This window comes from Nocardiopsis coralli (genome assembly GCF_014892575.1).
Classification (GTDB): Bacteria; Actinomycetota; Actinomycetes; order Streptosporangiales; family Streptosporangiaceae; genus Nocardiopsis; species Nocardiopsis coralli.
Genome location: NZ_JADBGI010000031.1, coordinates 1 through 26,570, shown reverse-complemented (window position 1 = coordinate 26,570; position 26,570 = coordinate 1). Strand labels below are relative to the sequence as shown.

The following is a 26,570-nucleotide window of genomic DNA, read 5'->3' as shown; positions in this document are numbered from 1 at the left end:
CAGTGGGGGTCCGGGCAGGGCGTCGCGAATGATGGGCGGAGCCTCACGGATCACGTGTGTCCTTCCCTCCCCGCACCCCCGCCGGACCCTTCCGGCTACGGTTACGGCCATGCCCCCGTCCTCGCCCTCCGCTCCGTTTTCGTCCGGCCCGCCCTCCCAAGGATCCGCGCAGCCCCCGTGGATCCCGGTGACCCTGGTCCTCTTCGCGCTGGCCTGCCTCACCGCCGTCGCCCGGCCGCTGCTCACCGCCCTCGTCGACCTGGTGCCCGACGGGCTCCCCTTCCGCTGGGCGGCGCTCGGGCTCGCGACCGTCGTCGGCCTGGCAGCCGCCGCCGGCGGATGGTTCCTCCTACGCCGCCGCGGCCTGCCCCGGCCGGACCTCCGGGGTGTCCCCCTGGGCCGCATGATCCTGGGCGCCTGGACGGTCGCCCTTGCGTCCGTGGCGTACATGAGCCTGCTGATCTGGCTCGTGTTCGGGATGCCCGCCTTCGACCTGCCCTCGACCCTGTCCGCCGGTGACCTGGACGCGATCGGCTTCCGCGCGTTCGCGGTCGTCGCGGGTCTGGTCGGTGTCGCGGCGCTGGTCGTCACCTACCGGCGTCAGCGCACCACCGAGTCCGGAGAACAGCGCGAGGTCTCCAAGCTCTTCACCGAAACCTTCGACAGCGCCGGCGACAAACTCGGTTCGGAGCACGCTGCGGTCCGGGTGGTCGGGGTGCACGCGCTGGCCCGGTTGGCCGACGAGGCGTCGGAGGACCGCGACGACCTGGTGCAGATGGTCGTCAACGTGCTCTGCAACTACCTGCGCATGCCCTACGCGCCGGCGCCGGGGCCCGCGCCCGAGTACGCCTCACCGGAGGAACGCAAGGAGATCCGCGAACAGGAACTGGAGTTCGCCTCACTCCGGGAGGTGCGGCACACGATCATCCGCATCCTCGGGTCCCGGCTGCGGAAGGACCGGCGATGGCAGGACCGGGACTACGACTTCACCGGCGCGGTCTTCGACGGAGGCGACCTCTCCGGGGCGCAGTTCTACGGCAAGAAGGTGAGCTTCGCCCAGGCCGAGTTCGCCGACGGGCGCACGGACTTCACCTGGGCGAGGTTCCTGTGCGATGAAACCGACTTCACCGGCGCGAGGTTCACCGGCGGCGAGACCGTCTTCAGGACGGCCAAGTTCCTCAGCCCGGAGGTGAAGTTCAACCGCGCCCGGTTCATCGGCGGGAGAGTCAGCTTCTCTTTCACCACGTTCTCCCCCGGCACACTGGAGCACCCGATCACCAGAGGTGACCTGGGACCGGTACGCCTCGCCGCCGGCCTCATGGACGCGGACGTGGTGGACTTCTCCGGGGCGGAGTTCCGCTCCGGAGAGGTGGAGTTCGGTCGCGCCGAGCTCCACCGGGGGTTGATTTACTTCAAGGAGGTCGTCTTCGAGGGCACGGCCGCCGACTTCACGGGCTTCCAGCTGCTCGGGGGCGAGATCAGCTGCGGGCAGGTGCGTTCTCTGGATCCTCCCCGCGGTCTGCTGTCGGCGGTCTACAACGCCTCGCCGGACGTTCAGGTGGACCTGCCGCCCGGGTGGCAGGCACGGATGCCCGGGAACGAGCGGTGAACCTGCGCGGGCGGTGATCCCCGGAACGCGGGCCTCGGTCCCGTCGGCAGTCACTCGGCACCGCCGACGGTCAGTCGTCAGGAGCAGCCGGGCCTGAGGGCCCACCGTGGCCACCTGCACCACCGGAACCACCAGACCCACCGGAACCACGCGGGTCACCGCCCGGTTCCCTCCCGGGCCCCTCGGACTCCCCGGACACCCGGGACTCCCGGGACTCCCGGGACTCCCCCGGCTCACCACCCAGATCCTGCACGACCCGGGTCAGGTGCTCCACCTGCGCGTTGAGCGCGGCGAGGCGGCCCATGACGGCCTGGTGCTGCTCCTCCTCCAGGCGCTGGTCCTCCTTCCACCGGTCGTCGTTGACCTCGCGTTCCATCGAGGCCACGATCACGCCGATGACCAGGTTCAGCACGATGAACGCGGTCAGCACGATGTAGACGACGAAGAAGGTCCACGCCATGGGGTGGTGTTCGAGCACCGCGTCGGAGACGTCGGGCCAGTCCTCGGTGGTCATCACCATGAAGAGCGTGTACAGGGTCGTGCCGAGGTCGCCGAAGAACTCGGGCACGGTCTCGCCGAACAGCTGCTGGGCGAGGATCGCGAAGGTGTAGACGGCGACGAGCAGCAGCCCGATGGCGGTGCCCATGCCCGGCACGGACTTGAAGAGGGCGCTGACGACCTGCCGCATCTGGGGGACGGCGGTGATGATGCGTAGTATCCGCAGCACCCGCAGGACGCGCAGCACGGCGAAGGGGCCGCTGGCGGGGATGAGGGAGACCCCCACGACGAACAGGTCGAACCAGTTCCAGCCGTTCTTGAAGAAGGATCCCCGCCACGCGTAGAGCTTGAGCAGCATCTCGACGACGAAGACGGCGATGATGACACGCTCGGCGGCGATCAAATATGGGAGCGCCGCATTCTCATAGGTCGCGGCGCCCAAAATTCCGGCATTGACCAGAATGACGGCGAGCATGCTGTTGGTGAACCAGCGGCTGCTCACCATTCGGTCGATGCCGGCGACCCCGGCCGGAAGGCGCGCACCGGCCCCGGCCTCATCCCTGTCGCCCCTGCCGGGCCCGTCCGACCTGCCGAAACCCTCGGACCCGTCGGACCCGCCAGGCCCATCGGGCCCATCGGGACCGCCGGGTCCGTGGACCTGGTCAGCGGGTGCCGGTGTTTCCGTGGACAATTCCCACCCCTCATTCAGACACAGAGGGTCCAAATATAGCGAAGCAGCGCCAAACGTCCCTCACTCGCGTCCCCGAACGTCCTATGATCCCCGCGCATCAGGGAGCGTAGGGTTCCACCACCGTCCGGGCCCTGGTCAGAGCCTGGCCGGGGCACGGACGGGACCTGGTCGGCCTGATCGGGGCCGCGAGAGGCACCCACCGAAGGTACGCCTGCGAGCCGCCCCGAGGGCCCCGAACTCGTGACTCTCGGACGGTTTCTGTTTCTCCTGAGCCCCACGCGTTTCCGGTTGCCCGAGAGTTCTCGTATGCACCATCCGAAAAACGCCGACGCAGAAATCGGGGGCCTCTACACTGCCCGCATGGAGAGCCCCCACCACGAACCTCCCGACGAAGAGCCCACGGAGAAGCACGCCGAAGAGCCCGCCGTCCGGAACACCATCTCTGGCGAAGTCACCGGCGGCCGAGTCGTCCAGGCCAGAGACGTGGTCTCCTTCTTCCCGGAGATCCTCGCCCTCGTGGCGGCCGGCGCACCCGCAGCGGTCACCACGGCCATGGTCACCTACATCAAGCACCGCACGACCGACGTGTCATTGAAGATCACCCGTAAGGACGGCACGACCCTCGAGCTGCAGGCCAAGCGTGTCTCGGAGCCGGAACAGCTCATCGAGCGCGTCACCGAGGAGTTGGAGTCCGGTTCGAAGGCCGAGGTCGTGGAGCAGGACGGCCCTGATCCCGACGCCGATCCCGCCCCCTCCTGAATCGCCGACGCGTCCCGATACCCGGCGCCCCGATCAGCGCTCCTGGAACCGGAACCGGGTCTGGGCGAACGGGTCGCCCTTGCTGAACGCGAGCACCTTGTGCGGCGTCAACCCGAACACCAGCGCCGCCCCGCCCGTCTCGTGCTGGAAGGCGCCGTCGGCCACCACCCAGGGCCAGTCCAGCTTCTCCAACCACAGGTCCGCCAGCCGCCGGAGCAACGGCTCCTCCGTGACCCGGGCGGCCGTGCCCTCGACCACCACGTCCAGGCCGCTGCGGAACCGGTCGCTCCCGGTGGTGAGGATGCACCGGTCCTCGGCGGCGAGGTTGACCGCCTTCTGTTCCTCGGCGCCGGTGCAGAAGTACAGCACCCCGTCCAACCAGATCGCCGGCAGCGGGGTGACGTGCGGGCGACCGTCGCGGCGCACGGTGGTCAGCCAGAAGATCTCCGCGCGCTGGACCGCCTCCACCACCGCCGCCCACGGTGTCGGGTCGGCTGAGGGGTCGCTGTAATCGGGGTGGAGTTCGGGGGTGGGAGGTGTGGGAACGGCGGCGCTCATCGGCTGTCCTCGGTCTCGAGCGGATGTCCTCGCTCGGATGTACCCCGCCGGCCCGGAAGAACCCGGCCCCGGCCTGCGCCTGGGAAACCTCCACCCGTCGCGCAGCAGGGACCGCTGGCTCGAAACCACGCCCCCCGGCTCCCGAAGGCGACCGCGGCCGACCGATCCCTTGTCCTGTGCGTCCCGTCCGAATGCGACCGACACAGCGGAACCCGGCCGCAGCTCTGCTCCGGCCGGGTTCATTCTGCGGGGATCTTGCTACCGGAGCCGGGTTCAGCGCCGATATTGCCTCCAGTAGCAAGATCCCCGGGGTCGTAGACCTTCCGGGGAACGCCCCGGTTCTAGTACCAGGTCCCGGTGCCGTAGATACGTCCGTGCCCGCTGGGCTCCTCGGGGTCACCCTGGTCGACGGCGCCCGCGGCCATGACCGCGCCGGCACCGTCGGGCACGCTGTCCAGCTCGCCGAACACGATGTCGTGGTCCTCGCCGACGATCTCCTGGCGGGTGGACTCACCGTCGGCGGTCCGGTGCTCCAGCACGGGGTTCCAGTGGCTGTCGGCCAGGTACAGGCCGCCCTCGCCGTCGTCGACGATCGCTTCGTAGGCGCCCTCTTCCTCGCCGACCTCCACGGTCCACTCGGTGCCGTCGTACTGGGCGAGCACGGGCAGGCTGTGGTTGAGCTCGTCGTTGTCCTTCCAGCTGATGTGGCCGGCCGCCCACACGTCGTCCGCGGAGCGCACCAGCACGTCGTTGAAGGACCCTCCGGGTTCACCGCCCGGGATGTCGACCTCGGGGATGTCTTCCGGGACCCAGCCGCTGCCGTCCCAGCGTTCCACGACCAGGTCCCCGCCCCCGCCGCTGCCGACCGCGAAGACCTCACCGGCCTCATCGGAACCCAGGCCCTCGCTGACAGAGGGAGCGGACTGCGGGGTCCACGCCTCGCCGTCGAAGTAGGCGGCCTCGGGCTCACCCATGGCGGATCCGGACAGCAGCCAGGCGTTGCCTTCCCCCGTGGCGGCGAGCGCCGTGGGCTCCAGGTCGGCATCGATCTCGACGCCCGACCAGGCCTCGCCGTCGTAGTGGGCGGCCGAGGCACCGGCGTCGTAGGAGTGCGCGAGGGCCCAGACCTGGCCGTCGCTGTCGGCGTCGGCGGCGACGGGGGTGGAGGTCAGCGCGTCCGGGGCGGTCTCCTCCTGCCAGTCCTGCCCGTCCCAGCGCTGGAGCCGCGGGGTCTCGGGGTCGGAGTCCTCCCCGTCGGACCCGAACGCCCACACCTCGTCGGCGGCGGTGGCGGCGACCGCGGTGTAGGAGCCGCCTTCCTCGACGGATCCGTGGACCTGTTCCCAATCCGCCTGCGCGTGCGCGGGCGAGGCCAGCGCCACGGCGGTTGCGACCCCGGCGACGCCTGCCGCTGCGGCCACCGCTGCGCCCCCGGCGCGGGTGCGGGTACGCCTGCGGTTCGTCCTGTGTTCGGTGGGCCCGTTGCCCATGAAGCATCCCCTTTTTGTTGCGTCCTTCGTTGCGTCCTTCGCTGCGTCCTTCGCTGCGTCGGCCCCGTGGGCACGGTGACCCGGCCCCCGTTGTTCACATGGGACGCCCGTACAGGGGAAGGCGTTCACAAGCGGCGCGCGCCGCAGCGCCGACCGCATCTGTTCGGCACCCGCGGCCCGACCGCGCGTCCGCCCCGGCAGGTTCAACGCACCTGGCCCGCCGGCCCCCGCGGCGGGGGTGTGCACAGCCCAGCCAGCTCCGCGAGCCGCAGCGCGGCGTGGATCCCGAACCGGGCCGACCCGGCGGGGTCCTCGCCCAACACCTCGCGCGCCCGCTTGATGCGGTAGTACAGCGTCGTCCGGTGCACGTTCAACGCCTCCGCGGTCACACCGACGTCGCCCTCGCGTTCCAGGTAGGCGAGCAGCGTGGCCGCGAGCGGCGTGCGATGGTCCGCGACCAGCGCCGCCGCCCCCTCGTGGAGGGACGCCACCCCGTCCAGGTCCCAGCCGACGTCCGCGAACAGGCGGTATTCGCCGAGGGTGTCCCAGCACGCCTCACCGTTCGAACCCCCGACACGACGCGCAACCCGCGCGGCGTAGGCGGCCTGCCGTGCCGATACCCCGACCCCATCGGCGGAGTGCAGTGCGCCCCCGAGCCCGATCGCGTCCAGGCCGACGCGGTGCAACAGGGCCGCGCGGCGCGCTGCACCGGAGACCGGCTCGAGCACGGAGGCATCCGGGCGGCGGGGCGAGACGAGCATCAGCAGCTCGTCACCCCGCTGGTACCCCGCCACCTTGTGCGACTCGAGGAGAGCGACGAGGGTGTCCAGGATCTCGGCCGGCTGGACGGGCGCGACCGGCTCGGGTGCGCCGCGGCCCGGGTCCGGGGACGAGGGGGTGAACTGCAGGACGCACGCGCGTGCCTGCTGCGCGACGGAACCGTGGTGGTCGTCGTACAGCCGCCGGAACAGGTCCTCCCTGCGGTCCTGCCCGGCGTGGAGGATCTCCCGCAGCACCTGGCCGTCGGCCTCGGTCCGTCGCCGGGCCTGCTCGTTGCGGTCGAACAGGTACGGCCTCATGCCGGCGCTCGCTTCGAGGATCCACGCGAGGTCGTCCTCCTCCAGGCGCGGACTGTCGATGAGCCAGACCCTCGCGAGCACGTGCGAGCCCGACGTCACCGGAACCACGACTCGCGCCAGCAGCCCGTGCTCGGTGCTGGCCGGCACCCGCAGGGGTTCCATGGCGGCCGAGACCCCGGAGTCGACGAAATAGCGGAAGTGTTCTTCGGTGACGCTCCGGTCCAGCAGGGCCTTCACGCGAGCATCGTCGATCCGGCCGATCTGGGCGCTGTTCACCAAGGGGCGATACGACCCGTCCTCGACATAGACGGCCCGTTCCAGACGTTCGGAGATCTGGTCGGTGATCCATTGCAGGCTGTTCACCGTTTCTCCTTCTGTCCTCCCACGGCGACGCGGAACCGGGAACGACGGCCGGAAAAATTTTCTTTCGGTGTGATGCCCATATTTCGACAAGTGTAGCAACACAGGCCGGTGGGACCTCCCGAAGTCTGGACTCGGGTCCGATGACACACACCTACTGGACCAGCCACGATGGTGCATCGGACCGGAGAGCGGGACCCCGCGGCAGGGCGACGGCCCTACGCACCGAGGGGAACAGCAAGGGGAAGGGATCTTTCAGTGGCCGAACTCGATTGGCATGCCGAACGCGCAGACCTGGACGGAATTGCGCACCTGGACCGCGAACCCCGCGGTGACATCGACCTGCCGGCGGTTCGGAAATACCGAATGGACAGGGTTCGGTCCCAGATGGCCGACCTCGGAATGGACGCGGTGATCCTGTCCGATCCGGTGAATATCCGCTACGCCACCGGAGCGCGGAACATGCAGGTCTTCTCGATGCGCAATGCGCCTTCGCGGTACCTCCTCCTCACGCAGGAGCGCTCCGTGCTCTACGAGTTCACCGGCTGCATGCACCTCGCCGAGGGGCTCGAGACCATCGACGAGATCCGCCCCGCCAGGACCGCCAGTTTTGTCGCCGCCGGACCGTTCATCGGCGCCAGGGAGCGCGCCTGGGCCGACGACATGGCCCAGGAGCTGTCCCGCCTGGTCGGCGAGCGCGCGACCGTGGGCCTGGAGCGGATGAACGCCGGCGCCGCGATCGAGCTGAACGGCAAGGGGATCCGTGTCGTCGACGCCCAGTACGCGCTCGAACTCGCGCGGTCGGTCAAGTCCGACGAGGAGATGAAGTGCGTGCGCGCCTCGCTCCGCGCCACCGAACGGGGTGTGGCGGCGCTGCGTGCGGCGATCGAGCCCGGTCTCACGGAGACGGAACTGTGGTCGGTGCTGCACGGTTCGGTGATCGCCCAGGACGGCGACTACATCGAGACGCGTCTGCTGAACGCCGGGCAGCGGACCAACCCGTGGTTCCAGGAGACGAGCCGCAACGTCATCGGCCCCGACGAGCTCATCGCCCTGGACACCGATGTGGTGGGCTGTTTCGGCTACTACTCGGACTTCTCGAGGTCGTTCCACTCGGGCCCGAACGCCCCGTCCGAGGAGCAGAAGACCCTGTACAAGGTCGCGCACGAACAACTGCAGCACAACATTTCGATCCTGCGCCCGGGAATGTCGTTCCGCGATTACGCCCGGCAGGCCTGGGACATCCCCGACCGGTACTACGCGAACCGTTATTACCTGTCCGCGCACGGGTGCGGGATGACGGGCGAGTACCCGTACCTGTACCACGAGGGCGACTTCCCCGACGCCGGCTACGACGGTGATATCACCCCCGGGATGGTCATCTGCGTGGAGAGCTACATCGGCCTCGACGGTGGCGATGAGGGCGTGAAGCTGGAGGACCAGGTGCTGGTCACCGAGACGGGGGTGGAGGTGCTCTCGCGCTTCCCGTTCGAGGAGGGCCTCCTGCACTGATCCCCCGCCGCGAAAACCACCGCAGAACGAACTCACCTCGAAGTGAGCATGCACAGAGACCTTCAGATTCCGAACAGGAAATAATTCGATGGTCCAGTTCATCGATGCGCGCTGGACGGACGTTCTCTTTCAGTCGTATCAACATTTCTCCCTGGTCGTTCAGTCCCTTCTTCTGGCGACCGTCGCCGCAGTTGCGCTGGCGGCCCTGGTCACCTCGCGCGAGGGCCTGGCCCCGGTGGCCAACACCGTCTCCGCCGTGGGTCTGACCATCCCCTCCTTCGCGCTCCTGGGGCTGCTTCTGCCCCTGGTCGGTATCGGCGCGGTCCCGGCAGTGGTGCTGGTGACCTTCTACGCGACTCTGCCCGTCCTGCGGAACACCGTGGTCGGCCTGCAGGGCGTGGACGCCGGACTCATCGAAGCCGCGCGGGGACAGGGCATGAGCGGTGCCGCCGTGTTCTGGCGGGTGCGCCTCCCCCTGGCCTGGCCGGTGGTCATGACCGGTGTCCGGGTGTCGGCACAGATGTCGATGGGTGTCGCGGCGATCGCCGCCTACGCCCTCGGCCCGGGGCTCGGCACGTACATCTTCACCGGGCTCGCTCAGGCCGGCGGCGCGAACGCCCTGAACTCCGCGCTCGTGGGCACCGTCGGGATCGTGCTCCTGGCCCTGGTCCTGGACGCCGTTCTCGTCCTGCTCTCGCGCCTGACCACTCCGAAGGGGATCACCGTATGAATCAGACCGCCACCACAGAACAGGCCGGTACCGGGGCGCAGCTCGAGCTCGTGGACGTGGTCAAGCAGTACGCGGGGCAGAAGGCCCCGGCGGTCGGCGGCCTGTCGCTCACCGTGGAACCGGGCGAGACCGTGATGTTCGTCGGCCCGTCCGGCTGCGGCAAGACCACGTCGTTGAAGATGATCAACCGGCTGATCGAACCGGACTCCGGCAGAATCCTGATCGACGGCGAGGACATCACGGCCCACGATCCGACCCGGTTGCGGCGTTCGATCGGTTACGTCATCCAGGGCGGCGGACTGCTTCCCCACATGACCGTCGCGGACAACGTCGGGCTGGTCCCCGGCCTGCTCCACTGGGAACGCGATCGCACGGCCGAACGCGTGGACGAGCTCCTGGACATGGTCGGGCTGGACCCGCACGTCTACCGGGACCGGTTCCCCAAGGAGCTGTCCGGCGGGCAACAACAGCGCGTGGGTGTGGCCCGCGGGCTCGCGGCAGACCCTCCGATCGTGCTCATGGACGAACCGTTCGGCGCTGTGGACCCCATCACCCGGCAGCGGCTGCAGGACGAGCTCATGAGCATCCAGGAGGAGCTGCGCAAGACCATCGTCTGCGTCACGCACGACATCGACGAGGCCATCAAACTGGGCGACCGGATCCTGATCCTGCAGGAGGGCGCGCACATCGCCCAGTACGACGCCCCGGAGACGATCCTTGCCTCGCCCGCCGACGATTTTGTCGCGGACTTCATCGGGTCCGGGTCCAAGCTCAAGCAGCTCACCCTGCAACGCGTGGGTGAGCTGGGGTTGAGCCACCCGCAGACCTGCCGTGTGGGTGAACCGGTGGCGGAGGTCGTCCCCCGGGTCGAGGCCGCCGGTGAGAGGTCCGTCGTGGTCCTGGACGAGCGCGACCGCCCTCGGGAATGGCTGTTCCTGCGCACGCTCGCCCAGCACCGCACGGTGCCGGCGCCCGGCCACGCGCTGCAGACGGTCGTCGACCACCGCTCCACCCTGTCCGACGCCCTGGACGCGATGCTGGTCTCCAGCCACGGGGGTGCGATGGTCACCGGAGCACGGGACCGCTACCTCGGGGTGATCAGCTACGACACGGTCACCGCGCACATCCAGGGCCTGCAGAAGGAAGCCCTGTGATGCGGCGGCTGTCCACACTCTCGCGCGAGGACAAGCTGCTCATCCAAGGGTTGCCGGCGTTCGTCGTGCTGGTCCTGGCCGCATGGGTGATCTGGCGGCTGACCGCGGACCTCGGGGACGTCGAGGCCCGGCTGTTGACGTGGAGCAACATCCTCGAGCTCACCTGGCAGCACCTGCAGATCGTGCTCATCTGCACCGTGCTGGTGCTGGCACTCGCGGTTCCCTGCGGTGTGCTGTTGACCCGCAGCCGCGCCGCGTTCCTGTCCCCTCTGGTGACGGGGATCGCCAACGCCGGGCAGGCGGCCCCGGTGATCGGCGTGATCGTGCTGCTGGCGCTCGTGCTGGGCTTCGGCCTCTGGACGGCGGTGCTGGCGCTGACGCTGTACGCGTTCCTGCCGGTGCTGGCCAACACGGTCGCGGGCCTGCGCGGCGTCGACCGGGGCACGGTCGAGGCGGCGCGCGGGATGGGCATGTCGCCGACGCAGGTGCTGATGCGCGTGGAACTGCCCGTCGCGATGCCCGTGATCATGGCGGGCGCGCGCACGGCGCTCGTCCTGCTGGTGGGCGCGGCGGCGTTCGCGACCTTCATCGACGCCGGAGGCCTGGGCCTGCTCGTCCAGACCGGCATCATCATGTTCCGCTATTCGATTCTGGTCTCGGGGGCGATCCTCGTGGCTCTGCTGGCGCTGCTCGTGGAGTGGGCCGGCCGTGTCATGGAGTTGCTCCTGCGGCCTCGGGGGCTCGTATGAACCGACCGACCATGTCCAGGGCAGGTGCGTTGACGGCGGGTGCTGTCGCGCTCGGGGTGCTGGCCGGTTGCGGTCTGGGCACCGCGGGCGGCTACACGCCGAGCGGGGATCCGGCCGGCCCGGTCGAGGGGGTGGAGTTGGACGGCGCCACCCTCAGTGTGGGGTCGAAGGACTTCACCGAACAGATCGTGCTCGGAAAGATGGCCGTGATCCTGATGCGGTCGGCGGGGGCCGAGGTGGAGGACCTCACCAACATCCCGGGGTCCAACAGCGGCCGTGAGTCGATGCTGCAAGGGCACCTGGATCTGCACTGGGAGTACACGGGGACGGGCTGGATCAACTACCTGGGCAACGAGGAACCGATCGACGACGAACGCGGACAGTACGAGGCCGTTCGCGACGCCGACGCGGAGAACGGCCTGGCGTGGTTGGAACCGGCCGACCTGAACAACACCTACGCGTTCGCGGTGACCCGGGAGACGGCGGAGGAGCTCGGTCTGAGTCGGATCTCCGACCTCGCCGATCTGGACGAGGCCGACCGCACCTTCTGCCTCGACGCCCAGTTCGCGGCCCGCAACGACGGTTTCGAACCGATGTTGGAGCAGTACGGGATCCCGCCGGTGCCCCGCGAGGCCCAGAGCCTCATGGACGAGGGCGCCACCTACCAGGCTGTGGCCGACGGTGTCTGCACCGCCGCCCAGGTGCAGAGCACCGACGGCCGTGTCCTCGCCCTGGATCTGGTGCTGCTCGAGGACGACGAGGGGTACTTCCCCCGCTACAACGCCTCCGCCGTGGTGAACGCGGAGGCCTTGGCGGAGTACCCGCAGATCGCCGAGCTGATGGACCCGCTGACCGAGCGCCTGGACGACGACACGATGACCGGGCTCAACGCCCGTGTCGATGTGGAGGGCGAGGAGCCGGCGGATGTCGCCTGGGACTTCCTCGTGCAGGAGGGCTTCGTGTCCGCGGGGTGAGGCGACCGTCGCGGCGTGACCGGCCACCAATGCGCCCAGCGCCCCCGCACCTCAGGGCCCGGGCTCCGTGGCCTCTCCCTCCCTGAGGTCCAACGCGGCCAGCGCCGCACGGGCGAGCATCCGGTCGTGGTTGCGTGCCAGGTCGAGCCCGGTACGCCTGGTGAGCCGGCGCAGGCGGTAGTCCACCGTGTTGGGGTGCACCCCCAACCGCGTGGCCGTGCTCCGCCGGTTGAGGTCGCTGTCCAGGAAAGAGCGCAGGGTGGGCAGCAGGTCGGGGTGGTCGAGGCCGGGCGAGAGCAGGCCGACCAGGTGGTCGAGGGCGGGCCCGGGCCGGGTGAGCTGGTACTCCAGCAGCAGGTCGGTGAGGCGGTAAAGTCCCGGTGGCCGGCGTCCGGACACGGCGATGGTGCGCAGCTGCGCGGCCAGGCGCGCGGCCTCTGGAACCCCGCCCGGGTCGCTGGGGGCCGCGCCCGCGGTGACCGGAACGCCGGCGGTGCGGGTCAGCATGCGTAGGAGCTCCTCGACCCTCTGCCAGTCCCGGTCGGCGACGTGGGTGGGCGGGCCGGGGTGCGGGAGCAGGGCGACGCCCTCGCTCGGGGAGATGCGGGTCAGGACGGGCGCGGCGCTGTGGCGTTCGAGTTCGGTACGCAGGCGCCTGACCTTGCGCCGGGCGGCCACGGCCGTGTCGACGCCGCTGGCGTGCTCGTCCGGGTGGGTTCCCACGGACAGGGAGAGCACGAGGTAACAGGGTTCGGGGCGGACCCCGGCGTGGTCGGGTGCCCCCTGTTCCCACTCCCCCGCGAGCAGGGTCGAGAGCAGGGACTGGCGTTCGGCGGTGCCTTCGCCGAGCAGGGCCCGGTACTCCTCGGTGTAGCCGGCGGTGACGGCGGCGCAGACCCGGCCGAGGTAGTCGACGAGGGTTCTGTTGAGGGCGAGCACGTCGGGCAGGTCGTCCGGTTCGGCCCTGGAGAAGAGGTCGTCCGCGCAGGCGCAGGCACCCACGTGGTAGGCGGAGACGACCGCGTCCGCGGCCACGCCCTCCTCGGCCCGCTTGGCCGCGGACAGGCGCAACCGGTCGAGGTCGGCGGCCTCGGGCGGGCGTCCGGTCCTCAAGGTCTCGGCGAAGGTGCGGATGAGCCATGCGGCGATGTCGCGGACCTCCCCGTCGATCTCCTCGGCGGGCAGGCGTGCGTAGACCGCGATGTGTTCGACGAGCTGTGCCGTGGTGAGCGCGGTGAGTTCGGGCAGTCGGGCGAGGAGCCGCAGGTGTGCCTCGGTGCCGCCGATGCTCGGGGGCCGGTACTCGGGGGTGCGGGGACGGGTCGTCGGGGAGGGGGTGGCGGGCAGGGGCGGGCCCGTGTGCTCGCCGGTCTTGTCACGGGTCACAACGGCGGCCTCCACAACTCTGTTCAGGTTCCAAGGCGACGGGGCGCCTGTGACCCACACCATGCTCTGGAAGGTCACTGACCGCGAACGTACAGCGGAGGCAGTATGAGCGGAAGATGGATCAAGAGCGGTGTCGTGGTCGTGCTGGCGGCCGGCCTCGGATGGGCGGCCCCGCCGGCGCACGCGAGCGCACCGGAACGCACGGACGACACCGGCGGCGCGGACACCGGCGACAGCGACGGGGCTGAGGTCGGCGCGACGGCGGGCACTTTCGACTACGTGGCACTGGGGGATTCGGCCGCCGCGGGCCCCCTCATCCCGGACCAGGACCCCAACCTGGCCTGCCTGCGTTCGAACCGGAACTACCCGGCCGTCCTGGCCGAGGAGCTGGGCGCCGAGCTGAACGACGTGACGTGTTCGGGCGCGAAGACCTCCGACTTCGAGGGCCGCCAGTTCGGGTTCCTTCCCCCGCAGTACGACGCCCTGGAGGAGGACACCGACCTGGTCACCCTCACGGTCGGCGGCAACGACGTCGACCTGGTCGTGCACGCGCTCTCGTGCATCAATCTCGCCCCCGAACCCCACGGCAGGTCGTGTGAGGAGGCGCTGACCGGCGACGGCGGTGACACCATCGCCGAGGCGGTGGACGCCTGGGTTCCCGAGCTCGACGAGGCGCTGGCTGAGATCGGTGAGCGTTCCCCGGACGCCGAGGTCGTCGTGGCGGGCTATGGGCACTACATCCGGGAAGGCGGCTGCTGGCCGACCCAGCCGGTCTGGGCCGATGACGCCGACTATCTGCAGGGCTCGACGAGCTACCTCAACGAGGCCCTCGCCGATCGGGCGCACGAGCACGGTGCGACGTACGTGGACCTGGAAGCGGTGGGGACCGGGCACGACGTGTGCGCGGACCCGGAGGAGCGTTTCATCGAGGGACTGGTTCCGCAGAGCGCGGCCGCCCCGTTGCACCCCAACGAGCAGGGCATGGAGGCCTTCGGGCGGGCGATCGCCGAACAGGTCGGACCGCAGGGCGCTACGCCGCTGCTGTGAAGCGTCGGACGGCCGGGCCCGGGTCGGCCCTCAACGGCCCCCGGCCCGGCCGTTGCCCTCCAACCCGTAGAGCGCCGCGGCGTTGCCGGTGAGCACAGCGTCGATGTCCGCCTCGGACAGGGGCGCCCGGCGAACGTAGTGGAACGCCCTGACGTACTTCTCCCGCTGGAAGTACGGGTGGTCGGAACCGGCGAGGATCTGCGACGCCCCGAGTGTGGCCGCGGCGAGCTGCAGCGACGGCGTGTGGAAGTTGGCCGCGTCGAACCACATGGTGCGCAGGACCTCGTTCGGTGAGGCCGGGAAGGCGTTCCAGTCCTCGTAGTTGTCCTCGATCCTCTGTGCGAGGAAGGGGAGGTCCCCGCCCAGGTGCGCGATGTGGAAGCGCAGGCGCGGAAACCGGCGGGGAACGTCGGCCTTGAGCAGGTGCAGCGTGGCGGTCGCGTCCTCGACGGGGGCTCCGTTGACCCATTCCAGCCGGTGCTCGGTGATCATGGGCGAGCGCGCCCCGCACCCGGTGGGGTGAATGTTGACCACGGCGCCGTGCTCGTCGAGCGCTTCCCACACGGGGTCGAGTTCACTGCTCGCGAGGGAGAGGCCGCCGGCGAGCGTCGTGACTGACACCCCGGCCATGCCGAGCTCCCCGAAGATGCGCGGGATCTCGGCGAGGGATTCCCGGATGTGCGGGAGCGGGAGCGTTCCGTACGCGAGGAACCGGTCGGGGCGGCCGCGCACGAGGTCGGCGTAGTGGTCGTTGACCTCCCGGGCGGCGGCGAGTGAGGACGCCGGGTCGGGGCCGGAAGGGACCTGGGGTGTCACGGCGAGCACCTGCAGGCCGACCCGTGCGCGGTCCATCCACCGGAAGCGCTCCGCCAGGTCCTGGCCGGTCGAGTCCGCGCCCAGGCCGCGGGCGATCCTCGTGCTCTGTGGGTCGACGCCGATCTCTTCGAGACGGTCCAGGTACCAGGCCGGATACACGTGTGCGTGGGTGTCGATCGCGGTCGCCCGTGCCCGAACACTGCCCGGGTCACCCGGGTCAGGGGCGCTGTCGGGGTCAGGCGCACTGCCCAGGTCGGCGTCGCGGCCCGGAAGCGAGGTGCTGCCCGGGCCGGAGGCGCCTCCCCGACCGAAGGTGCCACCCGGAACAGAGCTGCCACCCGGATCGGAACCTGTGGCCATGGTGTCCCACCCCTTCCACCTGCTGCCCTTCTCCCCCAGCGTCCCCACCCACCCCGCGCGGAACTCGGGCGACCGACCAACCTTCCGCACGTCTGTGTGGAGGACGGGGCGTCGGCGGATGTCGCCTGGGACTTCCTCGTGGACGGAGGACTAGTGGAAGCGGAGCGACCCGGGCGACCAGGCTGACCGGGGTCACCGGGGCAACCGGGACAGACACAGCAACGGGTGCGCGACGCAGACCCAGCAGCAGGTGAACGGGCGCGAGGACCCCGCCGCCGGCCGCCCACCTCAGGCCTGGTACCCCTGTGGCCCGCACCGCATATCATCCTGTCCCCTCCGCCCCGATGGCCTCACCCCTGAACCCGGACCGTCAGTACGGGCGGCGCGCAGATGATCACCAGATCCTCGGGAGAAACCCATGCCACAGAAGACCGCCACCGTCGGTTCCAAAGCCGGTCTGCACGCCCGCCCTGCCTCGGTGTTCGTCAAGGCCGCCGCCGCGCAGCCGATGGCCATCAGCATCGCGAAGGCCGACACACCGCAGGAGTCGTTCGACGCCGCCAGCATCCTGGGGCTGATGGCGCTCGGCGCCGAGTACGGCCATGAAGTCGTTCTCACCGCGGAGGGTGAGGGCGCGGAGGCCGCCCTGCAGGAGCTGGCCGAAACGCTCGAGACCGAGCTGGACACCTGAGCGATGGCGTCCCTCGACGAACTCATCAGCGACGAGTCCATCGTTCTCGACGTGCAGGCCGCGGACTGGCAGGACGCGATCCGCAGCGCAGGAGCACTCCTGGAATCCGCCGGGGTCTCCACCGAGGCCTACACGCAGGCGATGGTCGACAACGTCACCGAGAACGGCCCCTACATCGTGGTCGCCCCGGGCTTCGCCTTCGCCCACGCCCGCCCTTCCGGGGCCGTGCTCCGGACCGGGATGTCGTGGGTGCGGCTGGCCGAACCGGTCGCTTTCGGGCACGAGTCGCACGATCCGGTCGACCTGGTGGTCGCGCTGGCCGCCGAGGACTCCAGCGCTCACACCCGGGCGATGGCGGACCTGGCCAAGATCCTCGGGAAGCCGGACAAGCGTGCCGCGCTCGACGCCGCACGGTCGCCCGCCGAGGTCAGGGCGATCCTCACCGGTCAGGAACCGGCCCCTGCCCCGGCCACCGGGACCGCCGGAAGCACCGGAACCACCGGAACTGCCGGAACTGCCGGAACCACCGGAACTGCCGGAACTGCCGGAACCACCGCGACCGCCAACACCCCCGGAACGACGGCCGCCCCGGAGGAGGCACACGCCGGGGGCGCCTCGGCAGCGGCCCCCTCCGGATCCGCCGGCGAGGACTGGCACCTGGTGCTGACCGTGTGCGGCAACGGCCTGGGGACCTCGCTGTTCCTGAAGAACACCCTCGAGCAGGTCCTGGACACCTGGGGGTGGTCCCGGTTCCTCACCGTGGAGGCCACGGACACCATCTCCGCGCGTGGGCGGGCCGGTGAGGCCAAGGCGATCCTGACGTCGGAGGAGATCGCCCGGACCTTGGGCGACGTCGGGGTTCCGGTGCGCGTCATCGAGAACTTCACCAGCACCGACGAGCTCGACGCGGCGTTGCGCGACCTCTACGACGTCTGAGGGAGGACGTAAATGAACTGGCTCGTCGGCATCGCCGAATTCGTTGTCAATGAAATCCTTTCCGTGCCGGCCTTCCTGATCGGTCTGATCACCGCGGTCGGGTTGATGGCCCTGCGCAAGTCCACCGGCCAGGTCATCGGCGGCGCGGTCAAGGCCACCCTGGGTTTCCTGCTCATCGGGGCGGGGGCGGACCTGGTGGTGGCCGCGCTGGACCCGCTGGGGGTGATGATCCAGGGGGCGACCGGTGCCCAGGGCGTGATCCCGACCAATGAGGCCATCGTCGGCATCGCCCAGGAGGAGTACGGGGCACAGGTGGCCTGGCTGATGATCCTGGGCTTCGCGGTCTCCCTGGTGCTGGCCCGTTTCACGCCGCTGAGCTATGTGTTCCTCACCGGGCACCACATCCTGTTCATGGCCACGCTGTTGACCATCGTGCTGGCCACCGCGGGTTACTCCGGGGCCCTCACGGTCACGGTGGGCGGTGTGCTGCTGGGCGTGCTCATGGTCTCGCTCCCGGCGTTCTCCCAGCCGTGGACCAAGCGGATCACCGGTGGTGACAGCATCGCCATGGGGCACTTCGGCACGGCGGGGTACGTGGCCGCCGGTGCGGTCGGCCGGCTGGTCGGCGGCAAGACCAGCCGCTCCACCGAGGACCTGAAACTGCCCGAGTCGCTGCGGTTCCTGCGCGATTCCATGGTGGCGACGGCACTGTCGATGGTGCTGATGTACGTGGTGATCGCGCTGATCTACTTCGCCCGCGAGGGTGAGGCGGCCTACGGGGCCTTCGAGGGCGGGGCCGAGAACCCGGGCAACTTCGTCATGCAGGCGCTCACCCAGGGACTGCAGTTCGGTATCGCCGTGGCGGTGATCCTCTTCGGTGTGCGCACGATCCTCGCCGAGATCGTCCCGGCCTTCCAGGGGATCGCCGCCAAGATCGTGCCCGGTGCCAGGCCGGCTCTGGATGCCCCGATCGTCTTCCCCTATGCCCAGAACGCGGTACTGATCGGTTTCCTCTTCAGCTTCACGGGCGGGCTGCTCGGTCTGGCGGTGCTCACGCTGTGGCTGAACCCGGCTCTGGGCCTGGCGCTGATCCTGCCCGGCCTGGTGCCGCACTTCTTCACCGGTGGCGCGGCGGGTGTCTACGGCAACGCCACCGGTGGCCGCCGGGGCGCGATGGCCGGCGGGTTCGTCAACGGCCTGTTGATCACGTTCCTGCCGGCGGTGCTGCTCCTGGTGCTCGGCGATTTCGGGGAGGCCGGCACCACCTTCGGCGACACCGATTTCGGTTGGTTCGGTGTCCTGGTCGGCTACGGCGCGGGCATCGGCTCGGTGGGCGGGATCGTCGTCGTGGGCCTGTTGGGTCTGCTGATCCTGTTGTCGGCGATCCTGGTGCAGCGCCGCGTGGTGGACCGGGGGTGGGACCCCTCGCCGCATCGCGCTCCGGTGGCCGGCACCACCGGGGAGACCGAGAAGACCGAGGACACCGAGACCGCCGGCGCACCGTCGACGGCCGGCGGCTCGGGCGGCACTGCCGGCGGGTCCGCTGCCGGAACCGCCTCGGCCTACCCGAAGATCACACCCCCGAAGGGGGCACCGAAGCCTCCGCCGCGCGCCGGGCAATGACACCGGAGACCGTGCGTTTCCCGCGCAGCGCCCGTGAGTGATGGACCGGGCGGGCCCGGCCGGAGCTGCTCCGGCCGGGCCCGTCGTCTCTCGGGACGGGCGCTCAGTCGATGTCCCAGAGGCGTGCGGTGTTGTCAGCGCTCCCGGTCGCGAGGGTGGCGCCGTCAGGGCTGACCGCCACCGACCTCACGGTGTCTTCATGCCCCTCCAAGGTGGTGATGGTTGCTCCGGTGTCGGTGTTCCAGAGCCGTGCGGTCTCGTCATCGCTCGCGGTGGCGAGGACGGCGCCGTCAGGGCTGAACGCCACCGACCTCACGGTGTCCTCGTGCCCCTCCAAGGTGGTGATGGTTTCTCCGGTGTCGGTGTTCCAGAGCCGTGCGGTCTCGTCATCGCTCCCGGTGGCGAGGACGGCGCCGTCAGGGCTGAACGCCACCGACCTCACGGTGTCGTCATGCCCCTCCAAAGTGGTGCTGGATTCTCCGGTATCGGTGTCCCAGAGGCGTGCGGGGTTGTCAGCGCTCCCGGTCGCGAGGACGGCGCCGTCAGGGCTGACCGCCACCGACCTCACGGTGTCGTCATGCCCCTCCAAAGTGGTGCTGGATTCTCCGGTATCGGTGTCCCAGAGGCGTGCGGGGTTGTCAGCGCTCCCGGTCGCGAGGACGGCGCCGTCAGGGCTGAACGCCACCGACCTCACGGTGTCTTCATGCCCCTCCAAAGTGGTGATGGATTCTCCGGTATCGGTGTCCCAGAGGCGTGCGGTGTTGTCAGCGCTCCCGGTCGCCAGGATGGCGCCATCGGGGCTGAACGCCACCGAGTTCACGCTCTCGCTCGCCCACGGGTCGTCGTCGTGTCCTTCGAAGGTGGCGGTGGTTTCTCCGGTGTCGGTGTCCCAGAGCCGTGCGATGTCTCCGCTCCCGGTGGCGAGGGTGGCACCGTCAGGGCTGAACGCCACCGACCTCACGGTGTCTTCATGCCCCTCCAAAGTGGTGATGGATTCTCCGGTATCGGTGTCCCAGAGGCGTGCGGTGTTGTCAGCGCTCCCGGTCGCCAGGATGGCGCCATCGGGGCTGAACGCCACCGAGTTCACGCTCTCGCTCGCCCACGGGTCGTCGTCGTGTCCTTCGAAGGTGGCGGTGGTTTCTCCGGTGTCGGTGTCCCAGAGCCGTGCGATGTCTCCGCTCCCGGTGGCGAGGGTGGCACCGTCAGGGCTGAACGCCACCGACCTCACCGTGGTGTTGTGTCCTTCGAAGGTGGTGATGGTCTCTCCGGTGTCGGCGTCCAGGAGTCGTGCGGTGCCGTCGATATTTCCGGTGGCGAGGGTGGCGCCGTCAGGGCTGAACGCCACCGACCTCACCGTGGTGTTGTGTCCTTCGAAGGTGGTGATGGTCTCTCCGGTGTCGGCGTCCAGGAGTCGTGCGGTGCCGTCGATATTTCCGGTGGCGAGGGTGGCGCCGTCGGGGCTGAACGCCACGGACCACGGGTCGTCCTGTCCCTCGAAGGTGGCGGTGGTTTCTCCGGTGTCGGCGTCCCAGAGCCGCACGGTGTTGTCATCGCTCCCGGTGGCGAGCGTGGCGCCGTCGGGGCTCAAGGCCACCGACCTCACCCAGATGTTCTCGTCGTCCGTTTCGAAGGTGGTGATGGTCTCTCCGGTGTCGGTGTTCCAGAGCCGTGCGGTTCCGTCGCGGCTTCCGGTGGCGAGGGTGGCGCCGTCGGAACCGAAGGCCACCGACCACGCGGAGTCGATGTGTCCGGTGAACGTGGTCGCTTCGCTGGGCTCGGCCGGCGGTTCGGGTTCGTCGGTGTCGCGCACGAAGAGGAGGACACCGATCAGCGCCACTGCCGCCGCCCCGGCGAAGATCCCTGTTTGCTGCCTTCGTGACAGTTTCCAAGGGCTCGGGCCGCGGGGTTTGCGCTCCGGAGAACGTGGTTGTGGAGAGTCCTCCGCCTCGACAGTGTCCCGCCGCGGTTGGACTTCGGTGCGGCGCAGGGTGGCCTTGCGTTCGGTCTCGGCGTCGTCCGGAGAAGCGTCGGGAGGTTGGGAGCGTGCCGCGTCAGGGGTCTCGGAGGCCGGTGGGGGATCACTGCCCGGTTCGGCCCGGGAGGCACCGGAGGCATGGGACGCCGGAGAGGAACCGTGGAGGTCGAGCCCTTCGAAGCGGGCGAGGATCTGGCCGGGGGTGGGCCGCAGGGCGGGGTCGTGGTTCCAGCAGTCGGCAATCAGCTCTCGCACGTCCGGTGTGACCTCGCCCGGGTCGGGCGGAGGGCTGATGAGGCGACGCAGGGTCTCCGCCATGGTGGCGCCCGTGAAAGGGCTGGTGCCGGTCGCGGCGTAGGCCAGGACGGTCCCCAGGGAGAACACGTCCGAGGCGGAGCCGAGGCGGGAGCCGTCGGTCTGCTCCGGCGACATGTAGGGCAGGGTGCCGAACACCGTGCCCTGGGTGGTCAGGCTGTCGGCGTCCAGAGGGCGGGCGATGCCGAAGTCGATGATCCGGGGGCCGTCCTCGGCCAGGATGATGTTGGCGGGCTTGAGGTCGCGGTGGACCAGGCCGCAGGCGTGGATGGCGTCGAGCCCCTCGGCGAGCCCGGTGGCCAGGCTGTGGAGTGGGGACGGGGTGATGGGCCCGCTGCGGCGGACGGTCTGTTCCAGGGTGAGGCCGGGGATGTGGGCGGTGGCGATCCACGGAGATTCAGCATCGGGGTCGGCGTCCACGACCTGGGCGGTGTGGAAGCCGCCGACCCTGTGTGCGGCGTCGGCCTCACGGGCGAAACGGGCACGGAACCCGTCTTCGGCGGCCAGTTCGGGGCGGATCATCTTGACGACGAGCTGGCGTCCCGAGGGGGTAGAGGCGAGATAGACCTGGCCCATGCCGCCAGCGCCCAGACGTGCGGTGAGCCGGTACCTCCCCACGTGTGGGGGGTCTGAGGGGTGAAGGGGGTCCACGGATCTACTCTCATGCCAAGGACTTGGGGGGTTTGTACTGCTCACAGCAGCGGGACGACACTTCCCTCAGGTGGATGGGGCGGCTGCGGGAAGGTGGTCATCGCAAGCGGTCGACCATGGTGGATCCACCAGATCCTATGTTCACGTCGATCGATTGTGGAGCGGGAAGTCCTGCGGGGTAACGGGTCTGGGGTGCAACGGCCGTGTGCGGTCCGCGGTGCCCCCATCCACCCCACGCGGAACTCGGGCGACCGACCACCTTCAGTCCTCGGCAGCGACCTGGGAGAGCTCAGGCGCACGGCTGTGACGACGCCCGAGCTGAACGCCCACAGGGCCTGCGCGTGGCCGATCCGGGCACCCCCGACACGGGCCACACCCGCCGATGCGGACCCCCTCCAGCGATATGGGCACCCCTCCCCGCCCTTCCCACCGATGGGGACATCCCTGCCGCCCCCGCGGACCACGCGCGCCGCCCCGCCGACACGCCCATCCCGGGGTCGGGCTCCGACCTCCCCGCCGGTTCACGTCGGTCCGGGCAGACTCTGAAGCGCCCGGCGTCCACCCGCGCACCCGCACCTGCGCACCCGTGCCGTCGGCGCGTTGGGCGGCGCAGAACCCCGGGTGTCCGCACGGCACCCGCGCGGAACCCCGTGTGTTCTTCCTGTTCATCCGGCAGGCCGTCTTACGGTCCGACCTGGGGGTAGTGGGCGCAGGGAAGTGGGCGCCCACTGATTCCGACCGTGCCGCAAGGAGGACACCGGAACCCCCATGGTCGTGATGGTCCGCGATGAGGGGCAGCGGGCCTCCCGGGTTCCGGGCCTCTTGGGTCCGGCCTCCCGGGTTCCGGACCGGGCTCGGACACGGCACACAACGATCACACCCTCGTGCGGACGAGACCGAACGGACCGACCACGCGTCCGCCCCGGCCTCCTCCCCACACCATTCAGCGAACGGAGTGCATGTGCGATCCCCATGGCCAGGAGCAGGGAAACTGAGCAGGAAGTGGGAGGCCGCCCGCCAGGCCCGCCCCCGTCAGGACCACCCCCAGCAGGACGATCCCGAGGCCTCGGACGCGGAGGAGGCCGCAGGCGCAACAGCAGCTTCGGCCGCGCCCGACCCGGACGACGACACCCGCGCCGCTGACCTCCTGCGCACGGCGAGCGATGCGGGCTGGCGGCTGCTGGTCGTCGGCGTCGTGGTGGGCCTGCTGGTCTACGCGCTCACCTACCTGGCGGTGGTGACGCTCCCGCTGATTCTGGCCGTGTTCCTCACCGCGCTGCTGATGCCGCTGGCCAACTGGTTGCGCCGGCCCAACCCCGTCAAGCGCCGCGGGTTCGGCCGGGGGTCGTCCACGCTGCTCACCCTGGTGATCGCCCTCGCGGTCTACAGCCTCGCCGTCACCTTGATCGTGACCCCGGCCGTCGCGAGCTTCGAAGACCTGGTGAACAGCGTCAACGAGGCGGTTACGGGGCTCCAGGCCCTGAACCTGCCCTTCGGGCTCGACCCGGCGCTGCTCACGGACGCGATCCAGAACGCTTGGAGCCAGGTCCAGGGGGTGGTCTCGGACAACACCAGCCAGATCGTCAGCGGCGCGTGGACGGCGACGACCGCGGTGGGCCAGGTCGTGCTCGGCATCGTGCTGGTCCTCGTGCTGACCATCTACTTCGTGCACTCGGGCGACCAGCTCATGGAGTGGGTCGCCTCGCTCCTGCCGCGCCGCTCCCGCCCGCTCCTGCGCCACTCCAGCCAGGTCGCCTACGGGGTCATGGGCCGCTACGTGCGCGGCGTGGCGTTGGTCGGTCTCTTCGACGCGGTCGGTATCGGCATCGTGTTGCTGATCGTGCTCGACACCGGCCTGGCGATCCCGCTGATCGTGCTCACCTTCGTGGGCGCGTTCCTCCCGGTCATCGGTGCGTTCGTGAGCGGGCTGCTCGCCGTTCTGGTCGCCCTGGTGACGGAGAACTGGATCGTGGCGCTGATCGTGCTCGCGGCGGTGATCCTCGTGCAGCAGCTGGAGAGCAACGTCTTCGCACCGCGGATCTACGGCCAGGCCCTGGAGCTGCCGTCGGCCGTGGTCCTGATCGTGCTCACCATCGGCGGGATCCTCGGCGGGGTCATCGGGCTGTTCCTGGCCACGCCCATCGCGGCGGTGCTCACCGCGCTGTTGCGCAACCGGCCTTCGTCGTCGGCGTCCGCCCAGAATCCGGCGGGCGAGAACGGACCGCAGCAGGGGTCGGCAGAGACCGAACGGTCCGGTTCGACGGCCGACTGAACCGCGGCATACGTACCCGTGGGGATCGGGGTTCGGGGCAGGGGACCGGGGTTCGGAGGCGCGGCCTCGCCCCGGCCCCTGAGCCGCCGCCCGCGTATCCGTGGTGACCGAAGGTCGGAGCCACGACCTCGCCCCGTTCCTCTCCCGCGCACCGTGAGCCCGCTCCCGCACCCCGCACCCCGCAGCGCCAAGACGTCAGCCAGAACGCCAGCACGTCAAGCACGCCAGAACGTCACCGCCGGAAGACCCTCACCGCCGGAAGTCCTCCCACTCCACCGTTTTCCCCGTCAGCCGGGAGCGCTCGGCGGCGAACGCCATCCAGTGGCTGTCCATCGACGCGTCCAACGTCGTGGCCACGTGCGCCTCGAAGTCGCCGGAGGCCACGGCCTCCACGAACCGTTCGGTGAGCGCGTCGTCGCCGCCCGCGTGCCCGCGGTGGTCGATGTCGGTGTCCCCTCCGGCCCCTGCGGTCCACTCGTGCACCTCGTGCCCCATCGGCCCCTCGGACGAGACCCGCACGTGCCCGGCCAGGTGCGGCGGGACGGGGTACGGGCCGGGCGCGAAGCGTTCCAGGCGCAGCGCCCCGGTCTCCATGCGTCCGGAGAGTTCCCCGCGGGTTCCGGTGATCTGGAAGGTCCGGGTGTTGGCTCCGGTGAACGCGGAGGTGGTGAGGGTGGCGGTGAGGCCTCCGGGGAAGGCGAACACGGTCTGCTGGTGGTCGGCGGCGTCGTTGTCGCACCGGTACACGCACCGCCCGTACGGCCCTGTTTCCAGCGCCTTCATGCGCCCTTCCGGGGTGGTGTCGGGGCCGAGCAGGGCGACGGGCCAGTCGTCGGTGTGGGCGAGGGCGTCGGCGTAGTAGCGCGGGGCGTGGAACGGGCAGGTGTCGGCGACGGGGCAGCCGTGTGCGCAGTGGGTGGGTGCGCCTTCGGGGGCGTTGCCGGGGTGGAAGTGCTGGAGGCCGCCCATGCTGGAGACACGTTCGGGGGCGCGGCCGGTGATCCAGCGGATGAGGTCGAGGTCGTGGCAGGTCTTGGCGAGCACCATGGGGCTGGAGGTGTCGGTGCGGCGCCAGTTGCCGCGCACGTAGGAGTGGGCGAAGTGCCAGAACCCGATGTTCTCCTCGATGCGGATGGTGACGGGGTCGCCGATCTGCCCGGCCGAGATGAGCTGTTGGGTCTCGCGCCAGAACGCGGTCTCGCGGAGCACGTGTGCGACGGCGATGCGCGGCTTCAGCCCGGAGAGCCGGTGTTCGAGGTCGAGGAGGGGTTCGAGGGCGGGCGCGATGGGTTTTTCCAGGAGCACGGCCAGCCCGCGTTCTGCCGCGGCGACGGTCGGTTCGACGTGGTCGTGGTCGGGGAGCGCGACCACGACGGCGTCGAGGTGGAGGCGGTCGGCGTCGGCCATGAGGTCGTGCCAGGAGGGGTAGCGGAACTCGGCGGGAACCTCGGCCCGGTCGGCGAGGGCGTCGCGCCGGTGCCCGATCGGTTCGGCGACGGCGACGAGGCGGGCGCGGTCGGGGTGGTCGGCGAACCAGCGGCCGTAGTTGGCGGCGCCCCGGCCTCCGGCGCCGAGCACGGCGATGCGGACGGGGGCGGGGGCGGGGGCCGACGCGGTGGTGGCCGGCGTGGCAGCGGGCGAGGGCACGGTGTCCCCCTGCGCGGAGGCCGACTGCGCGGTGGCCGACGTGCGGACGGGGCTGGGCTCGGGCACGGATCATCTCCTGCCGGGGGTGGTGCGCGGACACCCCAGATCGTTCCTCGTGGGGCTCCCCCTTAACGCCCGTCCGGGTAACGCGCCCCGGAACGCCTGGTGTGGAGAGACCGGCCATGGGACGCCCTCTTCTCCCACGACCCCTGCCCCAGCAACACTTGTTGCGGGGCGCGAGCGCCGGCGGGTGCCCCGCGTCGAGCGGGCACCGAAGCCGGACCCACCACCCACGGAGACCTCGAGCATCGAGCCCAGCACCCGGGGCCGACCATGCCCTGCCCGCCATGGGACGCTTCACCTTGGAGTGCGTCGGCCTGGGCCTCGGCCTCGCACACCTGGGACCCGATGGATGGAGGGGAGCTCGAAGCATGGTTCGCGAGGAACGCAACCCCCAGAGCCGCAACCGAACCATGATCCACATCGACGAGTCCGAGCTCTCCCCCTCCGGCAACATCTCCGCGACCTACCAGGGCTCGGCCTTCACCGGCTACAGCGTTGATCGCGATGGAGAGTTCTCCGCCATCACCACGTATGTATCCGGACGCCAAGTCGGCATGACCTATGAGATCAACACTGAAACGGGGGTACTGAGGTGATCTCAGTGAGTTTGCTTTTCGATAGTGGT

21 protein-coding genes are annotated in these 26,570 nt (G+C 70.1%); 13 read left to right on the top strand and 8 right to left on the bottom strand.

Annotated elements, in window-relative coordinates; translation table 11 throughout:
* The first annotated feature begins 187 nt into the window (after nucleotides 1–187).
* Nucleotides 188–1,609: a pentapeptide repeat-containing protein gene (locus IDM40_RS25080; protein WP_193124538.1), complete on the top strand. Its 1,422-nt coding sequence runs from the start codon at nucleotides 188–190 to the stop codon at nucleotides 1,607–1,609.
* A 70-nt stretch (nucleotides 1,610–1,679) separates the two neighbouring features.
* Here the strand turns inward: IDM40_RS25080 and IDM40_RS25075 are convergent, their stop codons facing one another.
* Entirely contained in the window at nucleotides 1,680–2,612 is a 933-nt protein-coding gene (locus IDM40_RS25075; RefSeq protein WP_193124537.1) for an ion transporter, read from the bottom strand.
* Between the two features lie 546 nt (nucleotides 2,613–3,158).
* On the opposite strand from IDM40_RS25075, the gene IDM40_RS25070 reads away from it, so the two are divergent.
* On the top strand, nucleotides 3,159–3,557 hold the full coding sequence (locus IDM40_RS25070; RefSeq protein WP_193124536.1) for an effector-associated constant component EACC1: 399 nt from the start codon (nucleotides 3,159–3,161) through the stop codon (nucleotides 3,555–3,557).
* Nucleotides 3,558–3,590: 33 nt separating this feature from the next.
* Here the strand turns inward: IDM40_RS25070 and IDM40_RS25065 are convergent, their stop codons facing one another.
* The 3 genes from IDM40_RS25065 to IDM40_RS25055 form a co-directional block, all read right to left on the bottom strand.
* The gene (locus IDM40_RS25065) at nucleotides 3,591–4,115 is read right to left on the bottom strand and encodes a pyridoxamine 5'-phosphate oxidase family protein (RefSeq protein WP_193124535.1); all 525 of its coding nucleotides are present in this window, start codon (nucleotides 4,113–4,115) and stop codon (nucleotides 3,591–3,593) included.
* 341 nt (nucleotides 4,116–4,456) lie between these two features.
* Entirely contained in the window at nucleotides 4,457–5,605 is a 1,149-nt protein-coding gene (locus tag IDM40_RS25060; RefSeq protein WP_193124534.1) for a hypothetical protein, read from the bottom strand.
* Between the two features lie 203 nt (nucleotides 5,606–5,808).
* Complete coding sequence (locus IDM40_RS25055) at nucleotides 5,809–7,047, bottom strand: PucR family transcriptional regulator (protein WP_193124533.1); 1,239 nt, start codon at nucleotides 7,045–7,047, stop codon at nucleotides 5,809–5,811.
* A gap of 255 nt (nucleotides 7,048–7,302) precedes the next feature.
* Between IDM40_RS25055 and IDM40_RS25050 the strand changes: the two genes are divergently transcribed.
* From IDM40_RS25050 to IDM40_RS25030, 5 genes are all read left to right on the top strand, one after another.
* Nucleotides 7,303–8,556: a M24 family metallopeptidase gene (locus IDM40_RS25050; protein ID WP_193124532.1), complete on the top strand. Its 1,254-nt coding sequence runs from the start codon at nucleotides 7,303–7,305 to the stop codon at nucleotides 8,554–8,556.
* Nucleotides 8,557–8,644: 88 nt separating this feature from the next.
* On the top strand, nucleotides 8,645–9,286 hold the full coding sequence (locus IDM40_RS25045) for an ABC transporter permease (protein ID WP_193124531.1): 642 nt from the start codon (nucleotides 8,645–8,647) through the stop codon (nucleotides 9,284–9,286).
* Nucleotides 9,283–10,440, top strand: coding sequence for an ABC transporter ATP-binding protein (locus IDM40_RS25040; RefSeq protein WP_193124530.1), 1,158 nt, complete (start codon nucleotides 9,283–9,285; stop codon nucleotides 10,438–10,440). The genes IDM40_RS25045 and IDM40_RS25040 overlap by 4 nt, the downstream gene beginning before the upstream one ends.
* Nucleotides 10,440–11,189 (top strand): ABC transporter permease, encoded by a 750-nt coding sequence (locus IDM40_RS25035; protein WP_193124529.1) that lies wholly within the window; start codon nucleotides 10,440–10,442, stop codon nucleotides 11,187–11,189. The genes IDM40_RS25040 and IDM40_RS25035 overlap by 1 nt, the downstream gene beginning before the upstream one ends.
* Before the next feature lie 11 nt (nucleotides 11,190–11,200).
* A complete protein-coding gene (locus IDM40_RS25030; protein ID WP_235997925.1) occupies nucleotides 11,201–12,163 on the top strand; it encodes a glycine betaine ABC transporter substrate-binding protein in 963 nt (320 codons plus the stop codon).
* Between the two features lie 51 nt (nucleotides 12,164–12,214).
* Here IDM40_RS25030 and IDM40_RS28920 read toward each other — a convergent pair whose 3' ends face one another.
* The gene (locus tag IDM40_RS28920) at nucleotides 12,215–13,549 is read right to left on the bottom strand and encodes a PucR family transcriptional regulator (RefSeq protein ID WP_193124527.1); all 1,335 of its coding nucleotides are present in this window, start codon (nucleotides 13,547–13,549) and stop codon (nucleotides 12,215–12,217) included.
* Between the two features lie 105 nt (nucleotides 13,550–13,654).
* Here IDM40_RS28920 and IDM40_RS25020 point away from each other — a divergent pair, with 105 nt between their 5' ends.
* A complete protein-coding gene (locus IDM40_RS25020) occupies nucleotides 13,655–14,596 on the top strand; it encodes an SGNH/GDSL hydrolase family protein (RefSeq protein ID WP_193124526.1) in 942 nt (313 codons plus the stop codon).
* Nucleotides 14,597–14,626: 30 nt separating this feature from the next.
* On the opposite strand, the gene IDM40_RS25015 is transcribed toward IDM40_RS25020, so the two are convergent.
* A complete protein-coding gene (locus IDM40_RS25015) occupies nucleotides 14,627–15,772 on the bottom strand; it encodes an amidohydrolase family protein (protein WP_193124525.1) in 1,146 nt (381 codons plus the stop codon).
* A 418-nt stretch (nucleotides 15,773–16,190) separates the two neighbouring features.
* On the opposite strand from IDM40_RS25015, the gene IDM40_RS25010 reads away from it, so the two are divergent.
* The 3 genes from IDM40_RS25010 to IDM40_RS25000 are packed head-to-tail and all read left to right on the top strand — an operon-like array spanning nucleotide 16,191 to nucleotide 19,022.
* Nucleotides 16,191–16,463, top strand: coding sequence for an HPr family phosphocarrier protein (locus tag IDM40_RS25010; RefSeq protein WP_193124524.1), 273 nt, complete (start codon nucleotides 16,191–16,193; stop codon nucleotides 16,461–16,463).
* Between the two features lie 3 nt (nucleotides 16,464–16,466).
* Entirely contained in the window at nucleotides 16,467–17,399 is a 933-nt protein-coding gene (locus IDM40_RS25005; RefSeq protein ID WP_193124523.1) for a PTS sugar transporter subunit IIA, read from the top strand.
* A 12-nt stretch (nucleotides 17,400–17,411) separates the two neighbouring features.
* Nucleotides 17,412–19,022 carry a PTS ascorbate transporter subunit IIC gene (locus IDM40_RS25000; protein WP_193124522.1) on the top strand — a complete coding sequence of 537 codons (1,611 nt, stop codon included), beginning with the start codon at nucleotides 17,412–17,414 and terminating at the stop codon, nucleotides 19,020–19,022.
* Nucleotides 19,023–19,125: 103 nt separating this feature from the next.
* Here the strand turns inward: IDM40_RS25000 and IDM40_RS24995 are convergent, their stop codons facing one another.
* Nucleotides 19,126–21,930 carry a WD40 repeat domain-containing serine/threonine protein kinase gene (locus IDM40_RS24995; protein ID WP_328807124.1) on the bottom strand — a complete coding sequence of 935 codons (2,805 nt, stop codon included), beginning with the start codon at nucleotides 21,928–21,930 and terminating at the stop codon, nucleotides 19,126–19,128.
* Between the two features lie 994 nt (nucleotides 21,931–22,924).
* Between IDM40_RS24995 and IDM40_RS24990 the strand changes: the two genes are divergently transcribed.
* On the top strand, nucleotides 22,925–24,235 hold the full coding sequence (locus IDM40_RS24990; protein WP_193124520.1) for an AI-2E family transporter: 1,311 nt from the start codon (nucleotides 22,925–22,927) through the stop codon (nucleotides 24,233–24,235).
* Nucleotides 24,236–24,484: 249 nt separating this feature from the next.
* Here the strand turns inward: IDM40_RS24990 and IDM40_RS24985 are convergent, their stop codons facing one another.
* A complete protein-coding gene (locus IDM40_RS24985) occupies nucleotides 24,485–25,948 on the bottom strand; it encodes a Gfo/Idh/MocA family protein (RefSeq protein ID WP_193124519.1) in 1,464 nt (487 codons plus the stop codon).
* A 365-nt stretch (nucleotides 25,949–26,313) separates the two neighbouring features.
* Here IDM40_RS24985 and IDM40_RS24980 point away from each other — a divergent pair, with 365 nt between their 5' ends.
* Entirely contained in the window at nucleotides 26,314–26,541 is a 228-nt protein-coding gene (locus IDM40_RS24980; protein WP_193124518.1) for a hypothetical protein, read from the top strand.
* Nucleotides 26,542–26,570: the final 29 nt, after the last annotated feature.

Excerpts from the sequence above, each read along its gene's own strand:
- IDM40_RS25010 (WP_193124524.1), top strand. The coding sequence starts at position 16,191 with ATGCCACAGAAGACCGCCACCGTCGGTTCCAAAGCCGGTCTGCACGCC.
- IDM40_RS25070 (WP_193124536.1), top strand. The coding sequence starts at position 3,159 with ATGGAGAGCCCCCACCACGAACCTCCCGACGAAGAGCCCACGGAGAAG.
- IDM40_RS25030 (WP_235997925.1), top strand. The coding sequence starts at position 11,201 with ATGTCCAGGGCAGGTGCGTTGACGGCGGGTGCTGTCGCGCTCGGGGTG.
- IDM40_RS25005 (WP_193124523.1), top strand. The coding sequence starts at position 16,467 with ATGGCGTCCCTCGACGAACTCATCAGCGACGAGTCCATCGTTCTCGAC.
- IDM40_RS25075 (WP_193124537.1), bottom strand. The coding sequence starts at position 2,612 with ATGGTGAGCAGCCGCTGGTTCACCAACAGCATGCTCGCCGTCATTCTG.
- IDM40_RS25065 (WP_193124535.1), bottom strand. The coding sequence starts at position 4,115 with ATGAGCGCCGCCGTTCCCACACCTCCCACCCCCGAACTCCACCCCGAT.
- IDM40_RS25035 (WP_193124529.1), top strand. The coding sequence starts at position 10,440 with ATGCGGCGGCTGTCCACACTCTCGCGCGAGGACAAGCTGCTCATCCAA.
- IDM40_RS25040 (WP_193124530.1), top strand. The coding sequence starts at position 9,283 with ATGAATCAGACCGCCACCACAGAACAGGCCGGTACCGGGGCGCAGCTC.
- IDM40_RS25060 (WP_193124534.1), bottom strand. The coding sequence starts at position 5,605 with ATGGGCAACGGGCCCACCGAACACAGGACGAACCGCAGGCGTACCCGC.
- IDM40_RS25015 (WP_193124525.1), bottom strand. The coding sequence starts at position 15,772 with ATGGCCACAGGTTCCGATCCGGGTGGCAGCTCTGTTCCGGGTGGCACC.
- IDM40_RS25000 (WP_193124522.1), top strand. The coding sequence starts at position 17,412 with ATGAACTGGCTCGTCGGCATCGCCGAATTCGTTGTCAATGAAATCCTT.
- IDM40_RS25045 (WP_193124531.1), top strand. The coding sequence starts at position 8,645 with ATGGTCCAGTTCATCGATGCGCGCTGGACGGACGTTCTCTTTCAGTCG.
- IDM40_RS24980 (WP_193124518.1), top strand. The coding sequence starts at position 26,314 with ATGGTTCGCGAGGAACGCAACCCCCAGAGCCGCAACCGAACCATGATC.
- IDM40_RS25020 (WP_193124526.1), top strand. The coding sequence starts at position 13,655 with ATGAGCGGAAGATGGATCAAGAGCGGTGTCGTGGTCGTGCTGGCGGCC.